Origin of the sequence: Pseudoalteromonas sp. K222D (assembly GCF_017653575.1) — a bacterium.
GTDB classification, from domain to species: domain Bacteria; phylum Pseudomonadota; class Gammaproteobacteria; order Enterobacterales; family Alteromonadaceae; genus Pseudoalteromonas; species Pseudoalteromonas nigrifaciens.
Genome location: NZ_JAGGDL010000020.1, coordinates 37,356 through 62,288, shown reverse-complemented (window position 1 = coordinate 62,288; position 24,933 = coordinate 37,356). Strand labels below are relative to the sequence as shown.

Annotated in this window: 15 protein-coding genes and 1 pseudogene; 8 read left to right on the top strand and 8 right to left on the bottom strand. The window is 38.5% G+C overall.

Annotated elements, in window-relative coordinates:
* Positions 1 to 337: 337 nt before the first annotated feature.
* Both J5X91_RS11430 and J5X91_RS11425 read right to left on the bottom strand, forming a co-directional pair.
* Positions 338 to 664 carry a DUF5077 domain-containing protein gene (locus tag J5X91_RS11430; protein ID WP_208834891.1) on the bottom strand — a complete coding sequence of 109 codons (327 nt, stop codon included), beginning with the start codon at positions 662 to 664 and terminating at the stop codon, positions 338 to 340.
* 60 nt (positions 665 to 724) lie between these two features.
* Positions 725 to 3,547, bottom strand: coding sequence for a TonB-dependent receptor (locus J5X91_RS11425; protein ID WP_348272528.1), 2,823 nt, complete (start codon positions 3,545 to 3,547; stop codon positions 725 to 727).
* Between the two features lie 383 nt (positions 3,548 to 3,930).
* On the opposite strand from J5X91_RS11425, the gene J5X91_RS11420 reads away from it, so the two are divergent.
* From J5X91_RS11420 to agaR, 7 genes and pseudogenes are all read left to right on the top strand, one after another.
* On the top strand, positions 3,931 to 5,385 hold the full coding sequence (locus J5X91_RS11420; protein WP_208834890.1) for a Gfo/Idh/MocA family oxidoreductase: 1,455 nt from the start codon (positions 3,931 to 3,933) through the stop codon (positions 5,383 to 5,385).
* Positions 5,386 to 5,742: 357 nt separating this feature from the next.
* A pseudogene (locus J5X91_RS11415) lies at positions 5,743 to 5,999 on the top strand (transposase); the annotation flags it as partial.
* A 593-nt stretch (positions 6,000 to 6,592) separates the two neighbouring features.
* Positions 6,593 to 7,891, top strand: a complete 1,299-nt coding sequence (locus J5X91_RS11410; RefSeq protein WP_208834889.1) for a D-tagatose-bisphosphate aldolase, class II, non-catalytic subunit — start codon at positions 6,593 to 6,595, stop codon at positions 7,889 to 7,891.
* Positions 7,892 to 7,893: 2 nt separating this feature from the next.
* The gene (locus tag J5X91_RS11405) at positions 7,894 to 9,009 is read left to right on the top strand and encodes an SIS domain-containing protein (RefSeq protein WP_208834888.1); all 1,116 of its coding nucleotides are present in this window, start codon (positions 7,894 to 7,896) and stop codon (positions 9,007 to 9,009) included.
* A 28-nt stretch (positions 9,010 to 9,037) separates the two neighbouring features.
* Complete coding sequence (locus J5X91_RS11400; protein ID WP_208834887.1) at positions 9,038 to 9,943, top strand: ROK family protein; 906 nt, start codon at positions 9,038 to 9,040, stop codon at positions 9,941 to 9,943.
* A 14-nt stretch (positions 9,944 to 9,957) separates the two neighbouring features.
* Positions 9,958 to 11,097: an N-acetylglucosamine-6-phosphate deacetylase gene (gene nagA / locus J5X91_RS11395; protein WP_208834886.1), complete on the top strand. Its 1,140-nt coding sequence runs from the start codon at positions 9,958 to 9,960 to the stop codon at positions 11,095 to 11,097.
* A 420-nt stretch (positions 11,098 to 11,517) separates the two neighbouring features.
* Positions 11,518 to 12,291 (top strand): transcriptional repressor AgaR, encoded by a 774-nt coding sequence (gene agaR / locus J5X91_RS11390; RefSeq protein WP_208834885.1) that lies wholly within the window; start codon positions 11,518 to 11,520, stop codon positions 12,289 to 12,291.
* Positions 12,292 to 12,352: 61 nt separating this feature from the next.
* Here the strand turns inward: agaR and J5X91_RS11385 are convergent, their stop codons facing one another.
* Positions 12,353 to 12,511: a hypothetical protein gene (locus J5X91_RS11385; RefSeq protein WP_208834884.1), complete on the bottom strand. Its 159-nt coding sequence runs from the start codon at positions 12,509 to 12,511 to the stop codon at positions 12,353 to 12,355.
* Positions 12,512 to 13,361: 850 nt separating this feature from the next.
* Between J5X91_RS11385 and J5X91_RS11380 the strand changes: the two genes are divergently transcribed.
* Positions 13,362 to 16,652 (top strand): glycoside hydrolase family 2 TIM barrel-domain containing protein, encoded by a 3,291-nt coding sequence (locus J5X91_RS11380; RefSeq protein ID WP_208834883.1) that lies wholly within the window; start codon positions 13,362 to 13,364, stop codon positions 16,650 to 16,652.
* A gap of 129 nt (positions 16,653 to 16,781) precedes the next feature.
* On the opposite strand, the gene J5X91_RS11375 is transcribed toward J5X91_RS11380, so the two are convergent.
* The 5 genes from J5X91_RS11375 to J5X91_RS11350 all read right to left on the bottom strand — a co-directional run bounded on the left by J5X91_RS11375 (position 16,782) and on the right by J5X91_RS11350 (position 24,455).
* Positions 16,782 to 16,925, bottom strand: coding sequence for a hypothetical protein (locus J5X91_RS11375; RefSeq protein ID WP_208834882.1), 144 nt, complete (start codon positions 16,923 to 16,925; stop codon positions 16,782 to 16,784).
* A 361-nt stretch (positions 16,926 to 17,286) separates the two neighbouring features.
* Positions 17,287 to 17,466, bottom strand: a complete 180-nt coding sequence (locus J5X91_RS18110) for a hypothetical protein (RefSeq protein WP_244363842.1) — start codon at positions 17,464 to 17,466, stop codon at positions 17,287 to 17,289.
* Between the two features lie 303 nt (positions 17,467 to 17,769).
* Positions 17,770 to 19,362, bottom strand: a complete 1,593-nt coding sequence (locus tag J5X91_RS11360) for a beta-N-acetylhexosaminidase (RefSeq protein ID WP_208834881.1) — start codon at positions 19,360 to 19,362, stop codon at positions 17,770 to 17,772.
* Between the two features lie 403 nt (positions 19,363 to 19,765).
* Positions 19,766 to 21,262 carry an arylsulfatase gene (locus J5X91_RS11355; protein ID WP_208834880.1) on the bottom strand — a complete coding sequence of 499 codons (1,497 nt, stop codon included), beginning with the start codon at positions 21,260 to 21,262 and terminating at the stop codon, positions 19,766 to 19,768.
* Between the two features lie 397 nt (positions 21,263 to 21,659).
* Entirely contained in the window at positions 21,660 to 24,455 is a 2,796-nt protein-coding gene (locus J5X91_RS11350) for a TonB-dependent receptor (protein ID WP_208834879.1), read from the bottom strand.
* Positions 24,456 to 24,933 lie beyond the last annotated feature (478 nt).

Below are 24,933 nucleotides of genomic sequence, written 5' to 3'. Positions count from 1 at the left end.
TTGTTCGGCGGGGAAGCGTCGTTTGCGTACTGAGGCTCTTCCTGTTTGGGTAACAGCTTCTTCAATCCACTCAAGGGAAATGTGCTTAGTGAACGAATCAATATCACGATCTTGGCAAAACTCAATAGTAAGATGTAATTCTTTAATAAATTCAGACATAAAAATAGGCCACAACTTCTGTTGTAGCCTATTATGAAGTCTCTGAAAGATCGTCCAATTAGCTTAAAAGATCTGCATTAGGCTCCGTCACTTTGATTTTTTCAACAAGGTACTGCTGTTTAGCATTACCGTCTATTGCCTCTGTTAAATGATTACCTTTATGATTAATAGGCAGAGTTTACACAGCACATGCTGCGCTTGCCTGTATCGCTATTTTCAAATTAGTTGGCTTATCAATGTGAAAATAGGTACTGATCACATGATGAAGATCTTGCCAATTTCGGCCCCCTTTTTCTGCCACTATGCTACTGGTAGCAAGTGAGTCATCAATAACCCAACTATTCACCCCTATAGGAACTACAATAGGTTCCGCTGGGTACTGGCTCTGCTCTGCAGCGCGATGTGATTGAAGTGCTTTGAAGCTTTCTGGCTGCTTGTCGTTACATGCTCCCAGTATAAAAATACTCGAAATCAGTAAAACAGTTCTAAAAAATATCTTTTTCATATTAAAATCAGCTTAATTAAATATAAAAAGCGCTCAATTAAGAGCGCTTCGACATTATTCTTAAAAACTTGCTCTGATACCTACCGCTAGTTGAGTACCAAAACGTTCCAGATAACTAACTTGATCTTCTTGTTTGATATAACCCCAGTAACGTTCATTGGTTAAGTTCGAAGCTTCAGCAAATACAGTCACATGATCATTCATACTGTAACTAAAGCTAGCATCTAGTTGGCCGTAATCAGAAATCCAGTAGGCGCCACCCCACGCTTCAGGATCCGATAAAAACTTACTACGCCAGTTATATGCTAGGCGAGCTTGAAAACCATATTGCTCATAATAAAGCACTGCATTATATGAGTTTTTAGACATTCCCTTGAATGGTAATCCTGCTTCTTTTAATTCTGGATCATCATAATTACTATCTACATAAGTGTAGTTAAGCTGAAAGCCTAAGCCATTAAATGGTTCTGCTAACAACTCATCAAATGATTGCTGATAAGCAAATTCAGCGCCTTTAATTGTCGCACCATAGGCACTCTTACTTGGGAACGAAGCAAAGTAACGCCCCCCTTCTCTTTCAACCGGCATTTCAACATAATCAATAAACGATTCTAGATCTTTGATGAAAACACCAGCACTTAATGAGCTACTGTCGCCAAAATACCATTCCAATGTCATATCGGCTTGATTTGCTTCTTCTGGAGTGAGCGATGAATCTCCCATTGAAAGTTGCGGTAAGCCTTCGCGGTAAGTACTAAAATTAGGCGCTAACCAAGGACGTAAATAGCTAAGAGAAGGACGGCTGATTACTTTTGCCGCAGAGAATCGATAAATAAGTTCATCCGAAATACTCAGCTTAAAGTTCATGCTCGGTAAAATATTGCTGTAATCACCATCAAATGATTTTTCAACGGTTTCACGCCAGCCATTTTCTAGTGGCTGACCATCTGGTTGTAATTCAATTAACGATAAATCATACACAGAACCCGCAGAGCTCACATCTGTTTGCGATCCTCGAATGCCTAAATTCAGCATATACGGCATCGTTGCAAAAGTATTTTCCAGGGTAAATTGCGCGTAAGCTGTAAGTACTTCCTCACTAACTTGGTAGGTACCTGACTTACTGAGTGAAGCCACAATGCTAGCATCTGTTGCTGCTGCGTTAATAGTACGATAATAATCTAAAAGCTTGTCGTAATCGAAGCTAGGCCATGGTTGTGGAGTTTTACTATTTTCGCCGTCTAAGAAGTTATCAAAATTAGCCGGCACAAATACATCACTAGGGATTTCAAATAAATTGAAGTCACCGGTCGAAACTACCGTACTATCATCGAATTCGTAACCATCACGAATTAAATATTGTCCGCCATTACTAAATTGGCTCGCATTTTTAGAAGCATATTCTAGCTGACCTTTCGTTTGCTTAAGATAGGTTACGCCAAAATCAATCCGAGTAAGAAGCTCACTATCAGGTCTAAAGGTACCTGTAAATTTAAAGTCATTTATTTTATCTTCAACCCCAGTGCCGGTATTACGACTATAGTGTGCACCGTACGATTGATCAGCTGTTAAACCGGGTGATAGCTCAACATCTGGCAGCATATTTCCGGTATTGTAATCAATACCAATCGAATCGATAAAACCACGTGCTACGATGAAACGGTTATCACCGCCATTGTCATTTTCAGCCTTAGAATGTGCTAAATCGACGGCTAAGGTCAAACTATCAGTAGGATACCACTTAGTATTTAAAGCTATTTGATAGGTATCTGACTTACGAGGGTTGGTTAAATTTAGTAATTCAACCATAGTGTTACCCGTTTGCTTCATAGCCACAACACGACCAGTGTCATCAAATTCAGCATCGGTAAATACCGGTGTTCCAGGCGTCCAGCTCTCATCGTAGTTAACAAAGCCAATCTGATAACGGTGACCATCCGTGTTATAGCGTGAATAAAGAGCGTCAAAATTAATATCTAATGTATCACTAGGCTGCCATTGCAGAGCTAATGTTGCGCCTAAACGCTCACGTACGTCTTGGGCGTTAGCAAAGTACATATAGCTTGGGATCTTTGAAGCAAATATTTCGCTTTGTCCATCAATTTCACCATTATTATTAACATCAACGGGGACACCTGCGCTATCCGCTCCCCAGCCTTCTTCTTCATCAAAAAAGCCCGATGCCGAATAAGTATCTGCACGTAAAGTTTTCTTAGAATACGCGGCTGAAAACAACACACCAAAGGTATCGTCATTAAATTTATCACCAATAATCAACGATGCATGAGGATGAATATCGCCACTACGAGATTCATAAATACCTTTCGCCGATGCACTTAGCGTAAAGCCATCTTGAGCAAGTGGTTTACGCGTTTCAATATCGACAACGGCACCAATACCGCCTTCGATTAATCGTGCTTCCGGCGATTTATATACCTGCAAAGCGCTAACTAACTCAGAGGCTATAGTGTCAAAGTTAAAATCACGACCGGAGTTTTCTGATGCCAGTTTACGCCCATTCAGCGTAGTAACGTTATAGCCGCCGCCTAAACCGCGCACCAAAATATTTTGTCCTTCACCGCCATTTCTGGTTATGGTAATACCAGGAATACGCTGTAATGATTCGGCTAAATTTTCATCTGGAAACTTACCTATATCATCAGCAACAACTATATCTACTACTGTGGTCGCTTCTCTTTTACGAAAGTTTGATTCTTTAATACTACTTCTAATACCAGTGACTTCTATGACTTCAAGCTCTTCTTGATTATTCTTTTCAACTTCAGTTAAAAGTTGCTGCTCTGCAGCCCATGCAAAATTGACAGACGTTGCCAATATTGAGCTGATCAGTAAGCTCAGATAGTTTTTTTTGTTGTTTATCACGTGAATGTTCCTCTAGCGCTAGTTGTCTTTTCGGTACTATCAAAATAGTATTTTCATTTTGAATAGTGCCAACACTTTACAACCAAATGAAACAAAAAATCAACATAAAAACAACATTCGAAGATTTCACTTGCTATCGATGTAGTTATTTGGAAAATAAATAATTAAAAAAACAGTAGGTTACAATTTAAGATATAGTAATCTCAACTTTACAACATGATTAAATAAGCGTAAAAAGCATCACATAAAAAACGAATGAAACATTAAATAACAACTTTTGAAATCTTTTGAAGGTTACTTTATTGTAATAGTTGTAAACTTAGGTTATAAAGTAAATCACTGAAACACACTCTTATAACAATCTTAGTGATTTAGGTACCGTTATGACAATAGATAGACGTAATTTTTTAAAATCTGCTGCAGCAATGACAGCTGCCACCGTAGTAGCAGGTTGTGCTCAAGGCCAGCAAGGTGGAAGCCATATTTTAGCTGCTCAAGGTAAAAGTGTTATGGGGCTAGCTTTACCAGCTATGGATGTGGTGAGAGTTGCCTTTGTTGGCGTAGGTCAACGTGGCAGTGGACACGTAAAACAGCTCTGTCACATTGAAGGTGTAGCGATCAAAGCCATTTGTGATACTGATCAGCTCATGCTCGATAAATCTGTGCAATATGTTACAGAGCAAGGCTTACCTACTCCAACTGCTTATACGGGCTCAGACAAAGCATACCTAGATATGCTGACACGTGACGATATCGATATTGTGATTATCTCAACTCCGTGGAAGTGGCACACGCCGATGAGTATAGATGCCATGGAAAGTGGTAAACATGCCTTCGTAGAAGTTCCTGCAGCAACCACTATGGAAGAATGTTGGCAGCTAGTTAATACCGCAGAACGTACTCAGAAAAACTGTATGATGATGGAAAACGTTAACTATGGGCGTGATGAGTTAATGGTATTAAACATGGTTCGCCAAGGCGTTTTTGGCGAGTTATTACACGGTGAAGCCGCTTATATCCATGACTTACGCTGGCAAATGAAAGAAATAGACCGCAGCACTGGTTCATGGCGTACTCACTGGCATACAAAAGTAAACGGTAACCTTTACCCAACTCATGGCTTAGGTCCAGTTTCACAGTATATGAACATTAACCGCGGTGATCGTTTTGACTATGTAACCTCAGTTAGTTCGCCTGCTCTAGGACGCGCTGCTTACGCAAAACGTGAATTTCCTGCTGGACATGAACGCCGCTCACTAGACTTTATTGCTGGCGATATGAATACCAGCATGATTAAAACAGTGAATGGTCGCAGTATCATGGTTCAACATGATACAACTAGCCCTCGCCCATATAGCCGCCATAATCTGATCCAAGGCACCAATGGTACATTTGCAGGTTTCCCTAACCGTATTGCGTTAGAGCAAATGCCGCCAGCGATTGCTAAAGTTTATCAACAGCAATATCAAGCTGAACTAGCCGAATGGGAAAAGCAAGGCTCTAAAGGCCGTAAACCGCAATTACAAAACTTCCATAGCTGGGATAATGATATGGAAAAATGGCGTGCCGAGTATGATCATCCACTATGGAAACGTATGGGTGAAGAAGCGGTACGTAATGGAGGTCACGGTGGTATGGATTTCATTATGTTATGGCGCATGATTTACTGCTTACGTAACAATGAACCACTTGATCAAGATGTATATGATGCCGCTGCTTGGTCTGCTATTTTCCCACTTAGTGTCGACTCAATTAACGATAGAAGTAATAGCAAAACAATTCCTGACTTTACCCGTGGCGCATGGCAAACAGGTAAGCCGCTTGGCATTGTATCGTAGCTGTCAACAACTCGATATTAAAAACAGTTCCAGTGCGTTTAGGCTTTAAGTAAAGCAAACGTGTGTTATCGCCTACTTATAAGTAGGCGATAACACTGTATAAACTCCAACACGCACTCCTCTTCAGTTCTCCCAAGAAACGACAATTTTATTGTCACCTAAATAAAAGCCAGGGTCTGTCACAGGTTCAAGATTTTCTTTCCTTTGCAATACTATTACTTATTCTTGTAGCTATAAATAACGTCTTCGATCTGCGCGCGATGGCAAATCACTTGTAGTGCTGCTGTAATTTGGGTTACCCATTTAGAAAGAAGTGTTATGCTATTTGCGTACAAATTTGGGTGAAAAAAAGACGAAATTAAAACGTGCAACGTATTAGCTGCAATCAAATTAGAAACAGCTCAACTTGTACTAGACCAAGGTTATACGTAAGAAGAAGCAGCAAAGCGATGGGTGTTGGTAAATCAACCGTAAGTAAATGGGTTACTCAATTAAAGTAAGAGCATAATGGTCAGTCACCTTTAGCTTCACCTATGACACCCGAAAAAATTGAAATCCGTGAGCTTAAAATACAAGTCCAACGCATTGAATTAGAGAAGGATATATTAAAAAAGGCTACGGTAATATCAAGTGGTCAGTGCAACTGGTTTTTAATTATATCATTAGGAGTTAAATAGTTTAATACCCTTTGGAGAGATGGTGCCTACCCTACAGACACAGATTTTTGAACACTACCCTTTACTTTCGTAAGCTTTTGTTCTGGTATAACCCAAATGAAACGAATTATACACTTACAATTTTTCATTTCTCTAGCACTCCATTCTACTCTCTTTCAACTAATAGATTAGAAATTAAGCCTGTATAGGGGTTTACCGTAAGCATTATATTATCTACGTGATGCGCTGCCTTTTTCTGGCTTTTTTCTCTTCATCTTATTGATTAGCAGTTGTTATATCTATATTACTTATTTTATTAGCGGCTAGGTTAGCTATACCGTTACTTGCGTAATACATTCTACTATTTACTTTCTTTGTACTGCCTTTTGCTCTTATAACTATAAACAAGCTAGTGAAATCACAATGAGGCATCACAAACAAATCGAAAGAAAAAAAAGAAACGCTACAAAAGCATTTGAAAGTATGTGAAATCAATGCTAGATTGGGTTTAACAGTTAAACACCCTCTCACTTTTTCAATATGAGGTTTTTATGAATGAAATGATAGAAAGTATGCTGAATAATAAAAAAGGTATCCCTAGTGGTATTTATTCAGTGTGTTGTGCGCACCCTTTGGTAATAGAAGCCGCTTTATTGCAAGGGTTAGCAGATGATTCACCCGTACTGATTGAGGCGACCGCAAATCAGGTTAACCAATTTGGTGGTTATACTAATATGCTACCAGCCGATTTTGTCAGTTTTGTTCATGATATTGCCGTTAAAGTTAACTACCCTACTGATAGAATTATACTCGGTGGCGATCACTTAGGACCCACTTGCTGGACTAAAGAACCTGCTGCAGAAGCAATGGAAAAGTCGAAAAAACTGATTGAAACTTATGTCGCGGCAGGATTCAAAAAAATTCACCTTGATACCAGCATGCAGTGCGCTGATGATACGCTGCCACTGTCTGATGAAACTGTGGCTAAACGCGCGGCGATGTTATGCCAAGTCGCAGAGCAAACGGCTATTCGTCAGTTTGGTAAATCCGATATTATTTATATTGTTGGCACTGAAGTTCCTCCTCCTGGCGGTGCAAAAGAAGAAATAGATACATTAGAAGTAACGCCGGTTGAAAATGTAAATGAAACTCTGAGCGTGCATGCAAAGATATTTGCTGAACAAGGCTTACATGATGCATGGAGTCGCGTAATTGGCTTAGTTGTGCAACCGGGTGTTGAATTTGATAATTTTACCGTGTTTGAATACGATTCAAGTAAGGCTCAAGCACTGAAAAACTTTGCAGCAAACACTGCTGGATTAGTATTTGAAGCCCACTCCACAGACTATCAACCTGCTGAAGCATACAAAGCATTAGTACGAGATCATTTTGCTATTTTAAAAGTCGGCCCACAGCTCACATTCGCGCTTCGTGAAGCTTTATTTGCTTTAAGTTTTATTGAGCAAGAGTTAGTGGCACCCGACGCACAATCACAGCTACGTGAAGTATGTGAACAGGTAATGCTAAATGAGAAAGGTGGCTGGGAAAGCTTTTACCCCCAGGACCAACAAAACTTAGCGGTATATCGACGTTATAGCTTTAGTGATCGGATCCGTTACTACTGGAATAATGAACAAATTCAAACAGCAGTGACTAAGTTATTTGCTAATCTGTCCGCTATTGATATGCCATTACCGTTAATTAGTCAGTTTATGCCAAGTCAATATGATGCGGTCATTGCCAAAAAACTTGATAATGCACCTAAAGCATTAGTATTAAATAAAATAATGCAAGTAACCCAACTTTATGCAGATGCATGCTACTTTCAAACTAAGCAAAGAGTGAAATGATAATGAGCCAGTATTTATCAATACCAACATCAACTTTAGAACAAAAAAATGCCTATTGGACTGCAAAAGAAATTAGTCAACAGCCTGAGTGTTGGTCTCTTGCTAATCAGTTAGTACAACAGCAAACTGCGCTGCAACCTTGGTTAGAAACTATTTTAGCTAAACCTAATTTACGTATCATTTTAACTGGTGCTGGTACATCTGCTTATGTGGGTGATGCGTTAGCACCACATTTAACTAAAACGTGTGGCCGTTTAGTTGAAGCAATCAGTACCACTGATATTGTATCGAGCCCGGATCAATACCTTATTAGTAACATCCCCACGTTACTAATTTCATACGGACGCTCGGGTGATAGCCCTGAAAGTGTTGCAGCGGTTGAACTTGCCGACCAAGTTGTTGACGATTGTTACCATTTAGTGATGACCTGCAACCCCAATGGCAGTCTTGCTCAATATGCTAATCAGTCTGAAAAAGCGTACAGTGTGCTGATGCCTGATCAATCACTTGATAAAAGTTTTGCGATGACCAGTAGTTTTACGTCTATGTATGTCGCTACTTTGTGTGTGTTTTCTCAAGATGAGCAGCAACTGCAACTTGCAATTAACACTACGCAATATATTATTGACAACTTGTGTGATTCTATTAAAGAGCTCAGCTCACAGAGTAACACCAAACAAATATTTTTAGGCTCTGCGTCATTATCTGGTATTGCCAAAGAAGCGTCGTTAAAGTATCTCGAACTGACGGCTGGTAAAATAGGGTGTTATTGTGAAAGCTCTTTAGGCTTTCGCCACGGTCCGAAATCTAATGTAGATGCAACATCCATCATCATTATGCTCGATGCTAATAACAGCTATATCCAGGGTTATGATAAGGACATAGTAAAAGAGTTAATAGCAGATAATATCGCAATGCAAGTTGTTACTTTAGGTGATATTTTACCTGAGTCTGCGAAACAGCTAAATGATGCATGGCTTGGCCTACCTTATGTAGTTTATTGCCAAATTTTGTCATTTTATAAATCACTTGCCTTGAATTTTACACCCGATAACCCCTGCCCAACCGGCGAGGTAAACCGTGTGGTTAAAGGTGTTAATCTTTATCCTTTCGGGTAAAACTGCTCTTTAATAAAAGGATAACAGCATGATTTACGGTATAGATATCGGCGGAACTAAGATAGAAACAGCCATATTTAATGCAGATTTTGAAAAACAACAATGTTGGCGCGTAGCAACGCCAACCGGTGATTATGAGCAATTTTTATGTACTATTGTCGAGCAAGTCACAAAAGCCGATAACCTTTGTGATGTGCAAGGTAAAGTGGGAATTGGCATGCCGGGATTAATTGACCACAATGAACAATCATTAAGTGCCAATGTTCCCTGTGCAACAGGAAAAAATGTTCGCCAAGATCTGCAGTTATTATTAAATCGTGATATCGCTATTGAAAATGACTGCCGTTGTTTTGCTCTATCTGAAGCTCATCAAGGTGCTGGGGAAGGCTATTCTCGCGTATACGGAGCAATTATAGGTACTGGTGCTGCAGGAGGGCTATGTATCGATGGTAAACTCGATACTGGCCGTAACGGTATTATTGGTGAGTATGGCCATATACCTATTCCTGCTTTTTTACAAAAAAAGTACGATCTAAGTCTCAATGACTGTGCCTGTGGTTTTTCAGGATGTATGGAGTATTATATTGCTGGCCCTGGCATTTCAAGGTTATTTCAGCTTTTTTATCAGCGTGAAGTGAGTGCACTCCAATTCAGTGAAAATTTAGCAAATGGTGATGCGGATAGCTTAGCCGTATTTAATTGCTATACAGACTTACTTGGTTATACGTTTTCAACGATTATACATAATCATGACCCAGACATTATTGTCTTAGGTGGTGGGGTGTCTAAAATAGCACACGTTGTTGCCGCGCTGCCCACTGCGGTAATACCCTACCTTTTTAAAAGTGTAGTGGTTCCAGCATTTGTAGTAGCTAAATTTGGCGATGCAAGTGGTGGTCGAGGTGCAGCTTTCCTTTCTCACAGTCAAAATTAAAACGAAAAAATATTATGATTTCAGCAATAGTAAATGGTCCTATTTTCACCGGCGAAGAGTTGCTTAACGAGCACGCGGTGATTATAGAGAATGGGCAAATAAAAGAACTTATTTTACAGGCGCAATTACCAGCCAGTATTACGCAACGATTTGACCTGCAGGGCAATACACTCGCACCAGGGTTTATTGATCTGCAAGTTAATGGCGGCGGCGGTATTATGTTCAATAGTGCTCCCAGCGTTGAGACTATTCGACAAATGTCAGCAGCCCATCAGCAGTTTGGTACAACAGGATTTATGCCAACCTTGATCACTGACAACTACGACGCAATGAAAAGCGCCATCAGCGCTGTAGAGCAGGCAATTGAGGAAGGCGTTCCCGGCGTATTAGGGATACATTTAGAAGGCCCTTTTTTAAGTGAAGTAAAAAAAGGGGCTCATGATGCGAGTAAATTTTGTGCTATTGATGAGCAAGGCTTTGCTATTGTTACCTCCATGCGCACAGGTAAAACACTCATTACTATCGCGCCTGAATTAACTGAATCAGACACTATAACTAAATTAAAAGCGGCTGGCGTGATTATCTGCGCGGGTCACAGTAACGCTAATTATGAGCAAACCATAACTGCCATAGAGGCTGGGTTACACGGGTTTACTCATTTGTATAATGCAATGACCCCCTTGCTCAGTCGTGAGCCTGGCATGGTTGGCGCAGCACTTAGCAGTAACAACACTTGGTTTGGGATTATTGCCGATGGCTTTCATATGCACCCAAGCGCCTTTAAAGTTGCAGTAAATGCCAAGCAACGCGGCGGCGCAATTTTGGTTACAGATGCAATGGCCACGGTTGGCTCAGAGCAAGACTATTTTGTATTAGATAACGAGGTCATTAAGGCTGTTAACGGCAAATGTGAAAATGCTGCAGGCTCTTTAGCAGGCTCAGCCCTTGATATGAACACCGCAGTTAAAAATGCGGCTTTATTCGCAGAATTAGACTGGCAAGAAGCCGTTCGCATGGCCACACTCTACCCTGCTCAAGCATTAGGGTTAGAGCAACAAATTGGCTTAATAAAACCCGGGTTTAATGCTAATTTTGTAGCACTAAATACTGAGTTAGACGTACAGCAGGTTTGGACCAATGGTAGTACCAATTAAACTAAAACCATGATCATCCTAGCAAACCAGTATTATGTGGTGGATTTAAATCAGCCACATTATTATCAATTTGATGACTAGGCGCTAAGTCAAAAAGCGTATACATTACGTTAGCCCTTGTTAAAAAATTAAGCTCGGTGTTTGAGCTACTTAATTAAGCAATAATACGCAATCGCTTACCTTATACTAGGCGCGCCACGATAAATGAGCAATTTTTCAGCTAGGTATCGCTGTTTCAGCCTGATGGTAATAGTTACGCTCGGTCAATAATAACTTGTTTTTATTTGCCGAGATTTCTTTATATAGCTAATTATGAGCTAAACAATAAATAGTGCGATTTAAATTTCACTAGCTTTCATTGATGAAAAACATAATAACTGTTAATATTTTTAATTAGAAAAACATTCGGTGAATTACGCTATGCTAAATACAATTGAAAGACGCCAAGAGATCATTAAACAAGTAAATGTAATTGGTCGTGTGGATGTCACTAACTTAGCGCAAGAGTTTAAAGTTTCGACTGTTACAATCAGAACCGATTTAAATGATCTTGATAAAAAAAGGCTATTAGTTAGGTCTCGAGGCGGTGCTGTAGCTATTAGTAAAATGACTAAAGAGTTATCAGTAAAAGAGAAACACAGTGAAAACTCTCATATAAAGCAAAAGCTCGCTGCTGAAGCTGCAAAATTAATTAATAATAATGAACTTATTATTCTTGATTCAGGTACTACCACTGAAGAAGTTGCTAAACTTTTGAATAGCCACGAAAACTTAGTGGTGATGACTAATGGCTTAAATATAGCCACTGAGCTTGCTCATTTTGATAGTGTTGAAGTATTGATGACTGGTGGCACACTACGAAGAAAATCGCTTTCTTTTTATGGTCGACAAGCTGAAACAAGCCTAACAAACTTAAGATTTGATAAGGTTATTTTAGGCGTCGATGGTATTGAGTTTACCTCTGGATTGACGACCCATTTTGAACATGAAGCAAGCTTAAACCGGTTAATGTGTGGCGTGGCAAAAGAGGTGATTGTGGTAGCAGACTCATCTAAATTCGATCGTAGTGGTTTTCATATTATTACTCCTTTAAACTCAATTAAAACGCTAATTACCGATAATAATATTCCTAAAGCGTATAAAGAATATTTTGAGTCGCTAAATATTAAGCTGATCATTGTCGATGTTAATTAAATATATTCATACAGTATCTTGATGACAGTTACCCATTTCAACCGGTAACTGTCGGTTAAGTTTAAGCTAAATACGACTCACCTAAACTCACTTTCCCACTATTACATTTTACATCGTCACTGCCAAATATATTGGCATGCATTCCTAGCTCTGCTGTCAACTCTGCGCATTGATTTTTAAAGTATTCAAATAATACATATTGAATTAGAACCATGAACATTCTAGTACACACACTAATACCAATTTTATTAAAAACATGATTATTCTAGCGTATTAAATAGCTTACTGACTGTGTTAAAAATAACTTAAATACGTCTGCATAGATGCAGAAGATAGAGCAATGCAAGAGCCGTTATCGAGCCCACTCGGTTATAAATCTCGCGCCGCGATTAAATTTCCCCTAGATTGAACGAATTTCAATCATGAAAGGTCACACGCCCTAGTATATTAGTATGAAAACCAATCGCTTTTATATGTTCTATATCGTTAACTATCAGTAATATATATTTCTTACGTAGCCACGATCGTTTTGTAAAGCTCGTATCTTAATGGTGATAACACTCCGTTTATTTGAAAGCAAAGTTAATAGAATAAAAACAAACAAAACAAAAGGAAATCTATTGAAAGTATCTAAAAATTGCGTAATATAGTAGGTTAATGGCTGACAAATTATCTACTTTACTTTGGTTCACTATAAAGTCGAAGGCAGTCCACTAAAAATGCTGAGCGCTCTATTGTCGAGGTGAGAGAAGTACAAGATAAACACATCTATGCCTAAGCCTTTGCTCGATCAGGTGAAATAAACACTATCTATTTTGCATCAATAGTTAACTATTACCAGAGTAGCGTAAATCATGACAGTTACTTTGTGACTAAGACGTCTGTTCTGTACTGCAATGACATTTAGGCTTACTTAGAGTGTAAATGATAAAAGTCGATATTTATTTCATGGAGTTAAACACTTAACTCCCATAATAATTACACTAATAATGAACTAGTTTTTATGTTTTCACCTTGTTGGTGAGTCACTGGAAATACCACCCAATAAGAAAAACTTTTTTGGAGATAATATGAAGTTTAATTGGAAGACCATAGTTACAAGTGTTGTATTGTTATCCGGTACGATGGGTACGATACACGCCAATGATTGGGAGAACCCCCGTGTTTTTGCAATTAATAAAGAAGCTGCGCGCAGTACTTTTGTACCCTTTGCTTCAGTTGATAGAGCGCGTGATTTCGATTTTGTTGCTGATCACAACTCAGTTTCAAGTAACTATTTTAGTTTAAATGGCACATGGAAGTTTAATTGGGTGCAAAAACCTGCTGATCGACCAGTTGATTTTTACAAACCGGATTATGATGTTTCAGGGTGGGATGACTTTCAAGTGCCCGCAAACTGGGAGCTAAATGGCTATGGTATTCCTATTTATGTAAACCACCCTTCAGAGTTTGAACAAAACCCTCCTTTTATTCATCATCAATATAATCCCGTAGGCTCGTATAGAAAAACCATCGACTTACCTGATGGATGGGATAAAAAAGAGGTTTTCATTCATTTTGGGGCGGTAAAATCTGCTTTTTACTTATGGGTAAATGGTAAAAAAGTGGGTTATAGTCAGGGCAGTAAAACACCTGCCGAATTTGATATCTCACCCTATCTTAATTCTGGTAAAAATGTGATTGCGGTTGAAGTCTACCGCTGGAGTGATGGTAGTTACTTAGAGAACCAAGATATGTGGCGCATAAGTGGTATCGAGCGCGATGTATATTTGGTTGCCCGAACTAAAACCCATATACGTGATTATTTTGTTCGTGCTGCCGATGGTAAATTAAGTATTGATGTTGAAATTAGTAATTACCAAAAGCCATCCGTTGTTAAGCCTATCCTTAAAGTGCAGTTACTCGATACCGCAGGCAAAATAATAGCAAGTACTGAGCGGTTATTTATTGATCCACACAATAGCTATACAGGTAACAATGAGTTAACCATCAATTTTGATAACCTAGCTGTTAAAAATTGGAGTGCTGAGACGCCACATCTATATCGTCTGTTGCTAAGCTTATACGCACAAAAAGATCAGCAGTTAGAAAAAGGCTATTATGGTACAACAAAAAATGAAACCTTAGAAACAGGCACCCACTTAGAAACTATTGCACAGGATGTAGGGTTTAGATCGATTAATATCGCTAATGGTCAGTTCTTAGTAAATGGTGAGCCTGTACTAATTAAAGGCGTAAACCGCCATGAACATGATCCAGCTACTGGCCATGTGATCAGTCGTGAAATGATGCTTAAAGACGTACAACTCATTAAACAAGCTAACTTTAATGCAGTTCGAATGGCTCATTATCCTAACGACCCCTACTTTTACCATTTAGCTGATCATTATGGTTTATATATCGTCGATGAGGCTAACATTGAATCACATGGTCAAGGCTATAAACTTGACCAGAGTTTTGCTAACAATAGTCGCTGGTTAGATTCGCATATGGCGCGAAATATTGCCATGGTTGAACGAGACAAAAACCACCCAAGTATTATAACTTGGTCGATGGGTAATGAAGCTGGTAATGGCGTTAACTTTTTTAAAATTTATAATTGGATTAAAAATCGCGATAACACGAGATATGTGCAATACGAGCGAGCAGAAAGAGATTGGAATACTGATTTAATCGTACCGCAGTATCCTAAGCCTGACTTTATACGTAACTATAAAGACTCCCGTAATCGCCCTCTTATTATGAGTGAATATGCTCATAGTATGGGTAATGCACTGGGTAATTTCAAAGATTATTGGGATGCCATTCGAGATGTGCCAAATGCACAAGGCGGCTTCATTTGGGAATGGGTTGACCAAGGGTTAGATATGACTAGTTTGCAAGGCAACCATATTTATGGCTATGGTGGCGATTTTGGGCCAACAGGCATAGATAGCGATGGCAGTTTAATTAAATTTGGCCGTAATTTACCGCAAGAGTTTGATACTGAAAATACATTAATCAGAGGCCGTCAATTCCCTGATGCATGGGCAAAAGATGAGAATTTTGTAATTAATGGTATTGTGCTACCTAATCGAATACCTAACCCTGGTTATCATGAAGTACGCCGCGTTCAGCAAGATATCCATACTAAATTAATCGATGCGAAAAGCGGCACGATTGAAGTATTCAATGAATTCTTTTTTAAAGATTTATCTGAGTTTAGTTTAAATTGGCAACTTGTTGCTGACGGGATAACCGTAAAATCTGGCTCTATTAATGATATCAACCTTGGGCCACAAGCTACCAAAAAGTTTAAACTAGATTATGCTCGTTCGCTTAAAAATGATAACAAAGAATATTTTCTTAATATAAGTTTTGTTACAAAAGCAACCTCTGACTTAACTCAACAAGGTTATGCGCAAGCCCAAGAACAACTACTGATAAAGAAAGGTACTTTCAAAGCCCCTACTAGCATTACAAAAGACAAGCTGAAAGTTGCTGAAGATACAGATAAAGTGACTATAAATGGTAAAAACTTCCATTACAGTTTTTCTAAAACCAGCGGTGCTATGCTATCAATGCAAGTTCACGATAAAGAAATATTAGTTAATGGCTTATTACCAACCTTTTGGCGACCGCTAACTGATAACGATAGCCGAAGTAGTAATTTAGAGGCTATTAGTGTGTGGAAGCACGTAGATAATGCGACTGCTGTAAGTCAGTTTAAAGTTACTGAACAAGATGACCATTCAGTGTCTTTAGTGATTGATTATAGTCTGAAACCGATAGCCGGTAATGCTCAAGTCACTTACATTGTTGCAGCTAATGGTGTGATTGATGTCAGTTATACTGTAAATATCAGCCAAGATAAAACCCCCGCAATTCCTCGCGTTGGCCTTGAGATGCAATTAGTAGATAGTTTAGATAAGCTAACTTGGTATGGCCGCGGTCCACATGAAAGCTACCAAGATCGTAAAACCTCTGCTGATATTGGTTTATATCAAGGTTTAGTTGCTCAACAGTTTCATCCGTATGTTCGCGCCCAAGAAAATGGCAGCAAAACCGACACGCGTTGGTTAAGTTTGGTTGATAATAACGGAGTTGGTATACGTATCGACGCTAAAACATCGATTGGCTTTACTGCTCTTAATTTTTTAAGCCAAGACTTAGATATTAACCCCCACGCTAAAGGGCATGGCAGGCATAATCACTCGGGAGATCTCAAACCTCGTGATTTGATTAACTTGAACCTAGATATTGTTCAAGCAGGAGTTGGTGGCGTTAATAGCTGGGGAACTGCTGCACTGGAAGAATATCAAATTCATGATAAAAAGTTTGAGACTAGCTTTGTAATCAGCCCATTACAGAGAAATAACTAAACTATTAGATAGCCTCCAAACCAAGACAGTTTATTTTATTGTCTTGGTTTGGAGAGGCTAACTAATTTTGTGTAATTGCCTAACTTTAAGACCCTATTTAACATTTAAGGATTAGGCAATTAAGCACAATTAAAAATATAAAAACATCGAAAGCCATGCACTACAAGATCGTTTAGCTAACTCTTCATCCTGTGCTTTTTGCAACTCAAGCAACAGGTGCTGAGTTTTTTCTGGATCGTCAGGTAATAAGTGAGTATCAATTCCCATGTTCATAATCAAACAGCGTTTTACGTTACCTGCCTAATTGCTCAGGACTGAGTTCAAATTCTTGCATGGTGGCTTTCTCTGGCCATTTAAACTTGTGTTTTTCGAGTCGCTTTACCACACAAAGCAAAGCCCGTTTTATTCCAATACAGCAGCTTGAGTTTATCTTTAGCTATGTTGCAAAACGAAAATAACGCGCCAGCATAGGCATCACGGTGTCAGCAAATATTCTCAGGTTCAACAAACACCTTCATCAGCCAAGCTCCTGTAATAATTGATTTAGGCAAGTTGCTGATATTGTTACCTCCAAGCTGAGTTTTACATTACCTAGCACGAGGGTGATCGGCTGTTGCTGCTCGATAACGTCAACTTATTTAGTGATCTTGGCACGAACAAAACTTCCTGATAATGCACCAAGCTTATTTTGTGCAGCATTAAAAGTTGTTTTTGATAAAGAATTTTGCTGCTCACACTCAGTGATAGTTAAATCGCTAGACTGTTGCGCTTCGCTGATGCTACGCGACGGCGCAAGATTACGCGTTTTCCTCATGGTTACCTCCTAATTCAAACGTGGAAATAGCCTCATAGTTTTGACGCGTTACTGGCAGATGTTCTGTGTAGACGCATACACATCATGCAATATTTATACAGATTGATAATAAAGCCAAAGGCTGTTTTCAAAATGAAAACTGCTCGCTAAAGCTGCTCTATGCTGGGATATTAAATGTGTCAATGAAATAGACAATGCCCATCCATAAGGAGTCTGACATTGTCGTAATTAACCATTCAATTCTAAGTACTTCTAAGTAGTACGCTGGATATTTAACTCTATTAAAATAGCTTTCAGTTAAATTCAATGCGTACCAGCAGTTTTTTTGGCATAATTTATACCAACACTTTGCCAGTATTCCTGCATCTTTTTGAGAGACTTTTTAAACTCTATAAAGTCTTTATTTTCAACTTGTGTCCAACCGGTTTCTGCGTGAGCTGCAATTCTTGGAAATGTTTGGAACTCAACATCTGCATTTTTAGGTGTCCATTCACTCCACATTTGAGTCCCCAATCCATAAATATTTTTATGATATTTTTCTTCTAGCCCTGCAGGAACAGGATCAAAGCGATAGGCTTTTTCTAAGCTTGTAGTTGTATAACCATAATCTAAATAAGCAAATTCATGAAGAGAATTAACAATACCATAACCTTGCTGTGCTGCATCACGTGCTAAATCGATATCCCCTTTCCAAAAATGTACAATTGTATTTTTTGCTAGCTCTGTTTCAGCCTGTCTATCATGTTTTTTTTCAACAAAATCTGTGTGTATATTTTTACCTAAAATTTCATTCCAACCCATCATGCGTCTTCCATGACTTTCAATAAACTTAGACATTTTATTTGTAAATATTACCTGAAGGTCTGCTGGTGTTTTAATTCCATGATCTTTCATGTACTTTTGAACATGATCAGATTCCTCCCACACTTTGTATCCAACCTCATCACCCCCAATATGAATAACTTCCGACGGAAACATTTCAAACATTTCCAATAATACATCTTTAAAAAATTTGATAACCTTAGGGTTTGTAACATCAAAATTATCATATAAACGACCAAATTTTGCAGGCACTTCAATAGGTACTCCTGCAGTACCTAACCAAGTATAAGATGCAATTGCTGCACTAGCGTGGCCTGGCATTTCAAACTCTGGGATAATACTAATGTGACGATCGTTTGCGTAGGCGACAATTCGCTTTATTTGCTCTTGGGTATAGAAGCCACCATGAGGTTCACCTGCAGTCTTACCACTTTTCCACGTTTCTACTTCTGTATCTTTACGAAATCCGCCTATAGTCGTAAGTAGCGGATATTTTTTAATTTCAATCCTCCAGCCTGCATCATCTGTTAAATGCCAATGAAACTTGTTCATTTTAAGTAATGCCATTTGGTCCAGGATTTTTTTTACAAACTTTTCACCATGAAAATAACGTGCTTCATCAAGCATATATTGGCGCCACTTAAAGCGTGGTTCGTCTTTTATAATTAGGGCTGGCAGACTAAAAGTTGAATTATCTTCTAATAATAATTGCTTAATAGATTGCCACGCATAAAACACTCCAGTATTTGTTCCTCCTTCTATAAGCACTTTTTGCGGCGAAATAAAAAGTTTATATGCTTCCTTATTCAAGCTAGGGTTTACTTTTAGAGAAATATTATTAGAAATATTATTAGATGTTTTTTGTACTTGTAACCCTGCGATATCAAAAAAGTAGTCTTGTATTATTTTTGATTCTTTATTCAGTCCACTTGAAAAGCTAATAGTTGTCTGTTCATTGACATAGAAATGCCCTTGTTTTTTTTCTATATAGTTAGGTTTTGGAAGAATAGAAATATCCTGAGCGTATAGGCCAAAGCTCGATATCAACAGTGATATTACAAATAATATTTTCATTTTCTCTCCTTTGCTGTTTTAACTATAAAATTAAAACATTGATTTTTTTAAATATTTAAAATTAAGGATGCCCTCGTTTTTTACAGCAATTATTACACTCAAAGATATACTTTAAATAGCTTTAAAAACTATTAGCGCACAGTAAAACACCTCTAAAGTGTGATCATTAAAAAGGGAATAATAATGATAAAAAATTAAGAGCTTTTATAACTATCGCTGTCCGTATTTTGGTTACAAGTTATATTAACGCTATTCTTCCGACAGCTGGCAAAACCTGGTGGTTAATTAGAAATCTAGGAATGAATAAGGTCATGTTGATTTTTAGAGATCGTGAGTGAAAACGAACTCTAAAAAATCATTCAACTCATATAATGTTTCGCTTTATTGGTATGCATTTTGCAAATCAAAATTCCCACTCAGGCAGTATCGGCTTGGTTCGTTTTTTCATCAGTTCATTTGCTTCGTCGATGATGTTAGGAAACTGTTTTGCCAAGTTATGTTGTTCTCCAATATCAGTGGAAAGATCATACAGCTCCCAATCAATGCCATGTGAACGGTGAAAGCGCAATGCTTTCCACTTACCCATTCGAACCGCTTGCGTCGCCGTTGCATCATGGCGCTGCAGTTTAAACTCCCAATATAGAGCTTGATGCTTTTCTTGACTACTTTCCTTGCCAAGCAAGCTAGGTACGAATGAGATACCATCGCGATCAGCAGGCATCTCTGCTCCTGAAAGTTCTGCTAGGGTGGGCATAATATCCCAAAAAGCTGAAATATGGCTGCTTTCGGTACCAGCTTGTATGCGGCTACTCCAACGAGCGATCATCGGAACTCGTATGCCTCCTTCATAAAGATCTCGCTTAATTCCACGTAACTCTCCTGAGCTATTGAAAAAGTCCATATCAGCTCCACCTTCAGGCGATGGGCCATTATCACTGGTGAAAATGACGAGAGTATTCCTATCTAAATTTCGCTCTTTAAGCAATGTCATAATACGACCGATAGAGGTATCCATATTGCTAATCATAGCTGCCCTTGCCGCTCTAGGTCTTGGGTGTGGTGTGTAGCCGAAATTAGTCATCGGTGGTTCCTGCCAGTCTGATGCATAGCTTGGCAAACGATCATCTGGGGTCTGCAGAGCAGCATGAACCGTCACAAATGACATGTACAAAAAGAACGGCTGCTCGGGCTTATTTTTATCTGAGGATGAAGCAATAAAATCCGTCGCTTCCTCTATTAATCTATCAGGGGCGTATTCATTACCCATATAAATTTTGTAATCTTCTTCTTTTTTCGAAGTGCCATTAAGCTGGGTATGTGGAATAAAAAATTCATTGCTTAATGGTACTCGCTTACCATTACGCCAAAGATGGGTAGGGTAATAATTATGTGCTTGTTTTTGATCTAAATAACCAAAAAAATAATCAAAGCCATGATGTTGAGGTTCACCTTCTGAGCCTGGTCCTCCTAACCCCCACTTACCTATCGCTGCAGTTCTATACCCTGCTGACTTAAGCACTGTAGCGAGTGTATGGCTACCCGATTTTAACGGCATTTGCCCCCTTTCCTCTTCATCGCGGTAACCTCCTAGCTCATGATTACCACGGATCTGTGTATGCCCCGTATGTTGACCAGTCATTAGAGAAGCTCTTGACGGAGCACAAACAGCACTACCTGCATAATGCTGTGTAAACTTTATCCCTTGCGCAGCTAGTTTATCTAAATTTGGCGTTTGAGCACGTTGTTGGCCAAAGCTGCCTATATCTCCATAACCTAAGTCATCGGCCATAATGAATATAATATTAGGCTTTTCAGGTAACTCCTCTGCAAACGCGGTCAATGAAAACAGTGCTGCCATAAATACAAGGCTGCGAATAAAAATATAATTAAGTCTTCTCATAATGAACCCTATAATTTAAGCGCTCAGAATAATAACTGAGCAAATCAACATTAAACTCTATAATTGGCTTGTTACACTTCAATGGTAACTGTATGTAATAACAATAAATAATGTTATTTTGGCTCTAATAGCGTGTATTTTACTAACTTTATTTATACTGACGATTAAAATTATCTGGCATGTATCGAGCCAAACCAAACATGTATAAAGCGGATACTATCGTTAAATTTTTATTATTACTCTTTGTATACCAAGCCTTGTACTCTTGGCGTAGATAGACAACGTAAAAATAAAAAATTAGCTAAATGGCACTCAGCGTCTATGCTGTCATATTAAAAATCACAGAACGTCAAAACGGTCCTGTGATTTTTATTTTAGCTAAGTATTTAGTGACATTTTAAAAACGAGCCGTCACTCCTAAAGTTAATGTTCTTCCCCAATATGCCTGATACGCTACTTTATTTTTGTCACCACTGTATTTTCGGTCGCCTTCGTCAGTTAAATTATTTACTGATGCACGTACAGAAATACTATCTGTGACGTCATAATTCATACTCCAGTCTAGGTAACCGACTGCGTCAGCAAAAGTGTCGTAGCCAGATTCTGAATAGTGAATGTTGGTCAAGTAAGAATCTCGGTAGTTATAAGCAAATCGTGTCGAAAAGTTACCTTCATCATAGTAAGCTTGAATATTATAAGAGTTTTTAGACATACCTATAAAACCAACTTTTTCACCCCTGGCATTATCCTTACCACTATCTGTATCACTGTAAGTATAATTTAACTGAAAGCCGAAACCGCTTAAGTAATCAGGCAATATATTGTCTAAACCTTGTTGATACGCTAGCTCCGTTCCTTTTATAATCGAGTTTTCATCATTATTTACAGGTCTGAAAACCTCAAAATCATAACCATCAATATTTTCGATATACGTTTCACTACTGACAAAATTAGCTATATCTTTGTAGTAAAATGCTGCAGTAACGGCACCTAGCTCAGAAAAGTACCACTCTAAACTTATATCCAACTGATTTGCCTTAAAGGGCTTCAGTCCAGGGTTTGATATATTTTTAGTATTTTCTTTTAATGCAGGTCCTGTAGATGTTACTGACTCATAAGGAGACATACTGGCTAAATCGGGACGACTTAATACTTTAGATGCAGCGACTCTGAATACATAATCATCGAACAAGTTCCACCTAAAGTTAAGGCTCGGTAAGAAATTACGGTAGCTATCTTTTTTGGTTACCGGTGCCAGATCTTTAAACGTTGTGTTGATGGGATAGCCCTCATCATCACGAATTATTTCATCCACATTCTCAGTGAAGCCTTTAGACTCAATGGTCGTTTCAAGTAAGCGACCGCCTATGTTCAAGAAATAATCGTACTTCCATAATTGCCCCTCAATATTCGCCTGAAGATAAGCACTCAATACATTTTCAGATATCGTATAAGAGCTTCCTTGGTTATGCTGCGCAATGAGTTTATTTGCAGCTGTGGGATCGACACTTTGGTAAAAAGCATTTAAGGCATTAATATCAAAACCAGCCCATTGACGAGGGAAATTGCCTGACTCCTGCTTTAAGAAATCGTCAGTCGAAGAGTTTTGCATGACCTCATCAGGTATTTTTATCCAAGTAAATTCACCGTTATGAATTAATAACGACTCATCAGTTACTTCAACACCATCTATTTTCCCTTTACTAAAAGCACTTGAATTTGGTGCTCTCCAGTTATCTCGTGACTTGGTTTGACCCGTATAGCCCACCCCAAAATCCAGAGAAGTAAGATGTTTAATATCAGAAGCCCAAGTTCCTTTCAAATTTAGCTGATCCACATTATCTTCAGACCCCAAACCGCTAAATGAAGTATAATGGGCGCCAAAACCACTACTCGCGTCTAGTTGGCTTGAAAAGATCATATCGGGCACATTACTACCACGAGAGTTATCGTAAGTTGCTGAGTCTATTGCTGATCGTGCGACTACAAACTTATTGTCTCCATCATTTTCATTTTTTGCTGCTGAATGAGAAACATCTGCTTCAAGAGTAAAATTACCAACATACCACATCACATTTAGCCCAAGCGCCAGCGTGGTAGTTTTACGATGCTCTTCAATGTGTAGTAAATCTATCAAGAAGGGATCGGCTGTCGTTAATTTAACGATATTGCCATTTTCGTCAACCTCACCATCTGTCCAAATCCCGTGATTTGGATACAAAGGTTGGGTAAGGCCAAGAGATATTCCTGAAGCAATATTATTAACGTTATAACTACTATGCAAAGCATCAAAGTTAATATTTAAGTCACTCGTTGGTCGCCATTGCAATGCTAAGTTCCCACTGAGGCGATCGTTATCATCTTTGGAGGTATTATAAGAGATATAATCAGCCATATTGCCAGTAATATCATTACTGGCATCGTTATCATTGCCTATATCTAAGGTTTCTTGACGATAGTAATCAGCAATCGACATATAATCAAAACGACCTTGGGTCTTTGAATAAATTAAGCCAGCTGCAACACCAAACGTATCGTCAATATTTTCACTAAAAAAGATTGAAGCTTTAGGGTTATGTTTATCCGCTAAATCTTTGTAAACATTTTCCGCAGAAAAAGTAACGTTTGTTCCTACCGTATCTAGCGGGCGTACGGTTTTAATATCAATAGTCGCTCCGATACCGCCTTCCGTAAATTCTGCTTTGGGTGTTTTAGATACTTCTATTGAAGAAATAATCCCTGAAGATAATACATCATAGTTAAAGTTACGACCGGAATTGTCGGTAGCTAATTTACGACCATTTAATGTCGTCATATTAAATCCACCAGTTAGCCCTCGCACAGAAATATTTTGCCCATTACCGCGCTCTCGTGACACTGTTATACCAGCGATACGTTGTAGCGCCTCGGCTACATTTACATCAGGTAATTGGCCAACATCCTCAGCACTAATGGCATCCACGATATTAAGTGAATCTTTTTTAACCGATAATGATTTTGCTAAACTACTGCGCAACCCTGTAACTGCAATAACTTCTATCTCTTCATCAGTATTTTTAGTGTCTGCTTTTGTATTTGATGGTAACTCAATAGTTGAATCGTTAAGGCTGACTTGAGCAAAAGCGGCGTTAGTCGTTGTGCATAACAGAGTACTGACCATTAGGCTGATATACTTCATTTTATAGTTTTTCATTATTATTCCTCTCTTTAGTGACTTTACTAGCGATACTTGTCTGCCGACTAAAATACCAATCCAGATTGCTGTGAAATTATTTACACCTGATGCCTATTTTAGAAAGCTCTATAAGCTTTTTCTAATTCTCAGTTGCCTATCAATAACCATATAGATACGCAAAATTAACAACCAAGCCTCATTATTAACAAGCAATGAGGTTTATTTCAATAAAAAAGTTTCATTAACTTTCAAATTAATTTGTTTTTACAGCTAAATTAAAGTGAAAGAAAATTAAAAGCGATATTGAAACACTACGAAGGAGATTAGAAATAAATTAAAAGAGAAATTAAAAAAGAGATATTACAATTTTTGTTCGGTACGATTCTGATACGACATCTTTTTACTTTTTTAAGTATTATCTGTTTGGCTGTTGTACTCAAATTTTACTGAGTGATAAAGGCCTATTATTGTATTGGGAAGCTCACCTCTGTGAATC

Excerpts from the sequence above, each read along its gene's own strand:
- J5X91_RS11430 (WP_208834891.1), bottom strand. The coding sequence starts at position 664 with ATGAAAAAGATATTTTTTAGAACTGTTTTACTGATTTCGAGTATTTTT.
- J5X91_RS11420 (WP_208834890.1), top strand. The coding sequence starts at position 3,931 with ATGACAATAGATAGACGTAATTTTTTAAAATCTGCTGCAGCAATGACA.
- J5X91_RS11410 (WP_208834889.1), top strand. The coding sequence starts at position 6,593 with ATGAATGAAATGATAGAAAGTATGCTGAATAATAAAAAAGGTATCCCT.
- J5X91_RS11405 (WP_208834888.1), top strand. The coding sequence starts at position 7,894 with ATGAGCCAGTATTTATCAATACCAACATCAACTTTAGAACAAAAAAAT.
- J5X91_RS11400 (WP_208834887.1), top strand. The coding sequence starts at position 9,038 with ATGATTTACGGTATAGATATCGGCGGAACTAAGATAGAAACAGCCATA.
- nagA (WP_208834886.1), top strand. The coding sequence starts at position 9,958 with ATGATTTCAGCAATAGTAAATGGTCCTATTTTCACCGGCGAAGAGTTG.
- agaR (WP_208834885.1), top strand. The coding sequence starts at position 11,518 with ATGCTAAATACAATTGAAAGACGCCAAGAGATCATTAAACAAGTAAAT.
- J5X91_RS11385 (WP_208834884.1), bottom strand. The coding sequence starts at position 12,511 with ATGTTCATGGTTCTAATTCAATATGTATTATTTGAATACTTTAAAAAT.
- J5X91_RS11380 (WP_208834883.1), top strand. The coding sequence starts at position 13,362 with ATGAAGTTTAATTGGAAGACCATAGTTACAAGTGTTGTATTGTTATCC.
- J5X91_RS11375 (WP_208834882.1), bottom strand. The coding sequence starts at position 16,925 with ATGAACATGGGAATTGATACTCACTTATTACCTGACGATCCAGAAAAA.
- J5X91_RS18110 (WP_244363842.1), bottom strand. The coding sequence starts at position 17,466 with ATGAGGAAAACGCGTAATCTTGCGCCGTCGCGTAGCATCAGCGAAGCG.
- J5X91_RS11360 (WP_208834881.1), bottom strand. The coding sequence starts at position 19,362 with ATGAAAATATTATTTGTAATATCACTGTTGATATCGAGCTTTGGCCTA.
- J5X91_RS11355 (WP_208834880.1), bottom strand. The coding sequence starts at position 21,262 with ATGAGAAGACTTAATTATATTTTTATTCGCAGCCTTGTATTTATGGCA.
- J5X91_RS11350 (WP_208834879.1), bottom strand. The coding sequence starts at position 24,455 with ATGAAAAACTATAAAATGAAGTATATCAGCCTAATGGTCAGTACTCTG.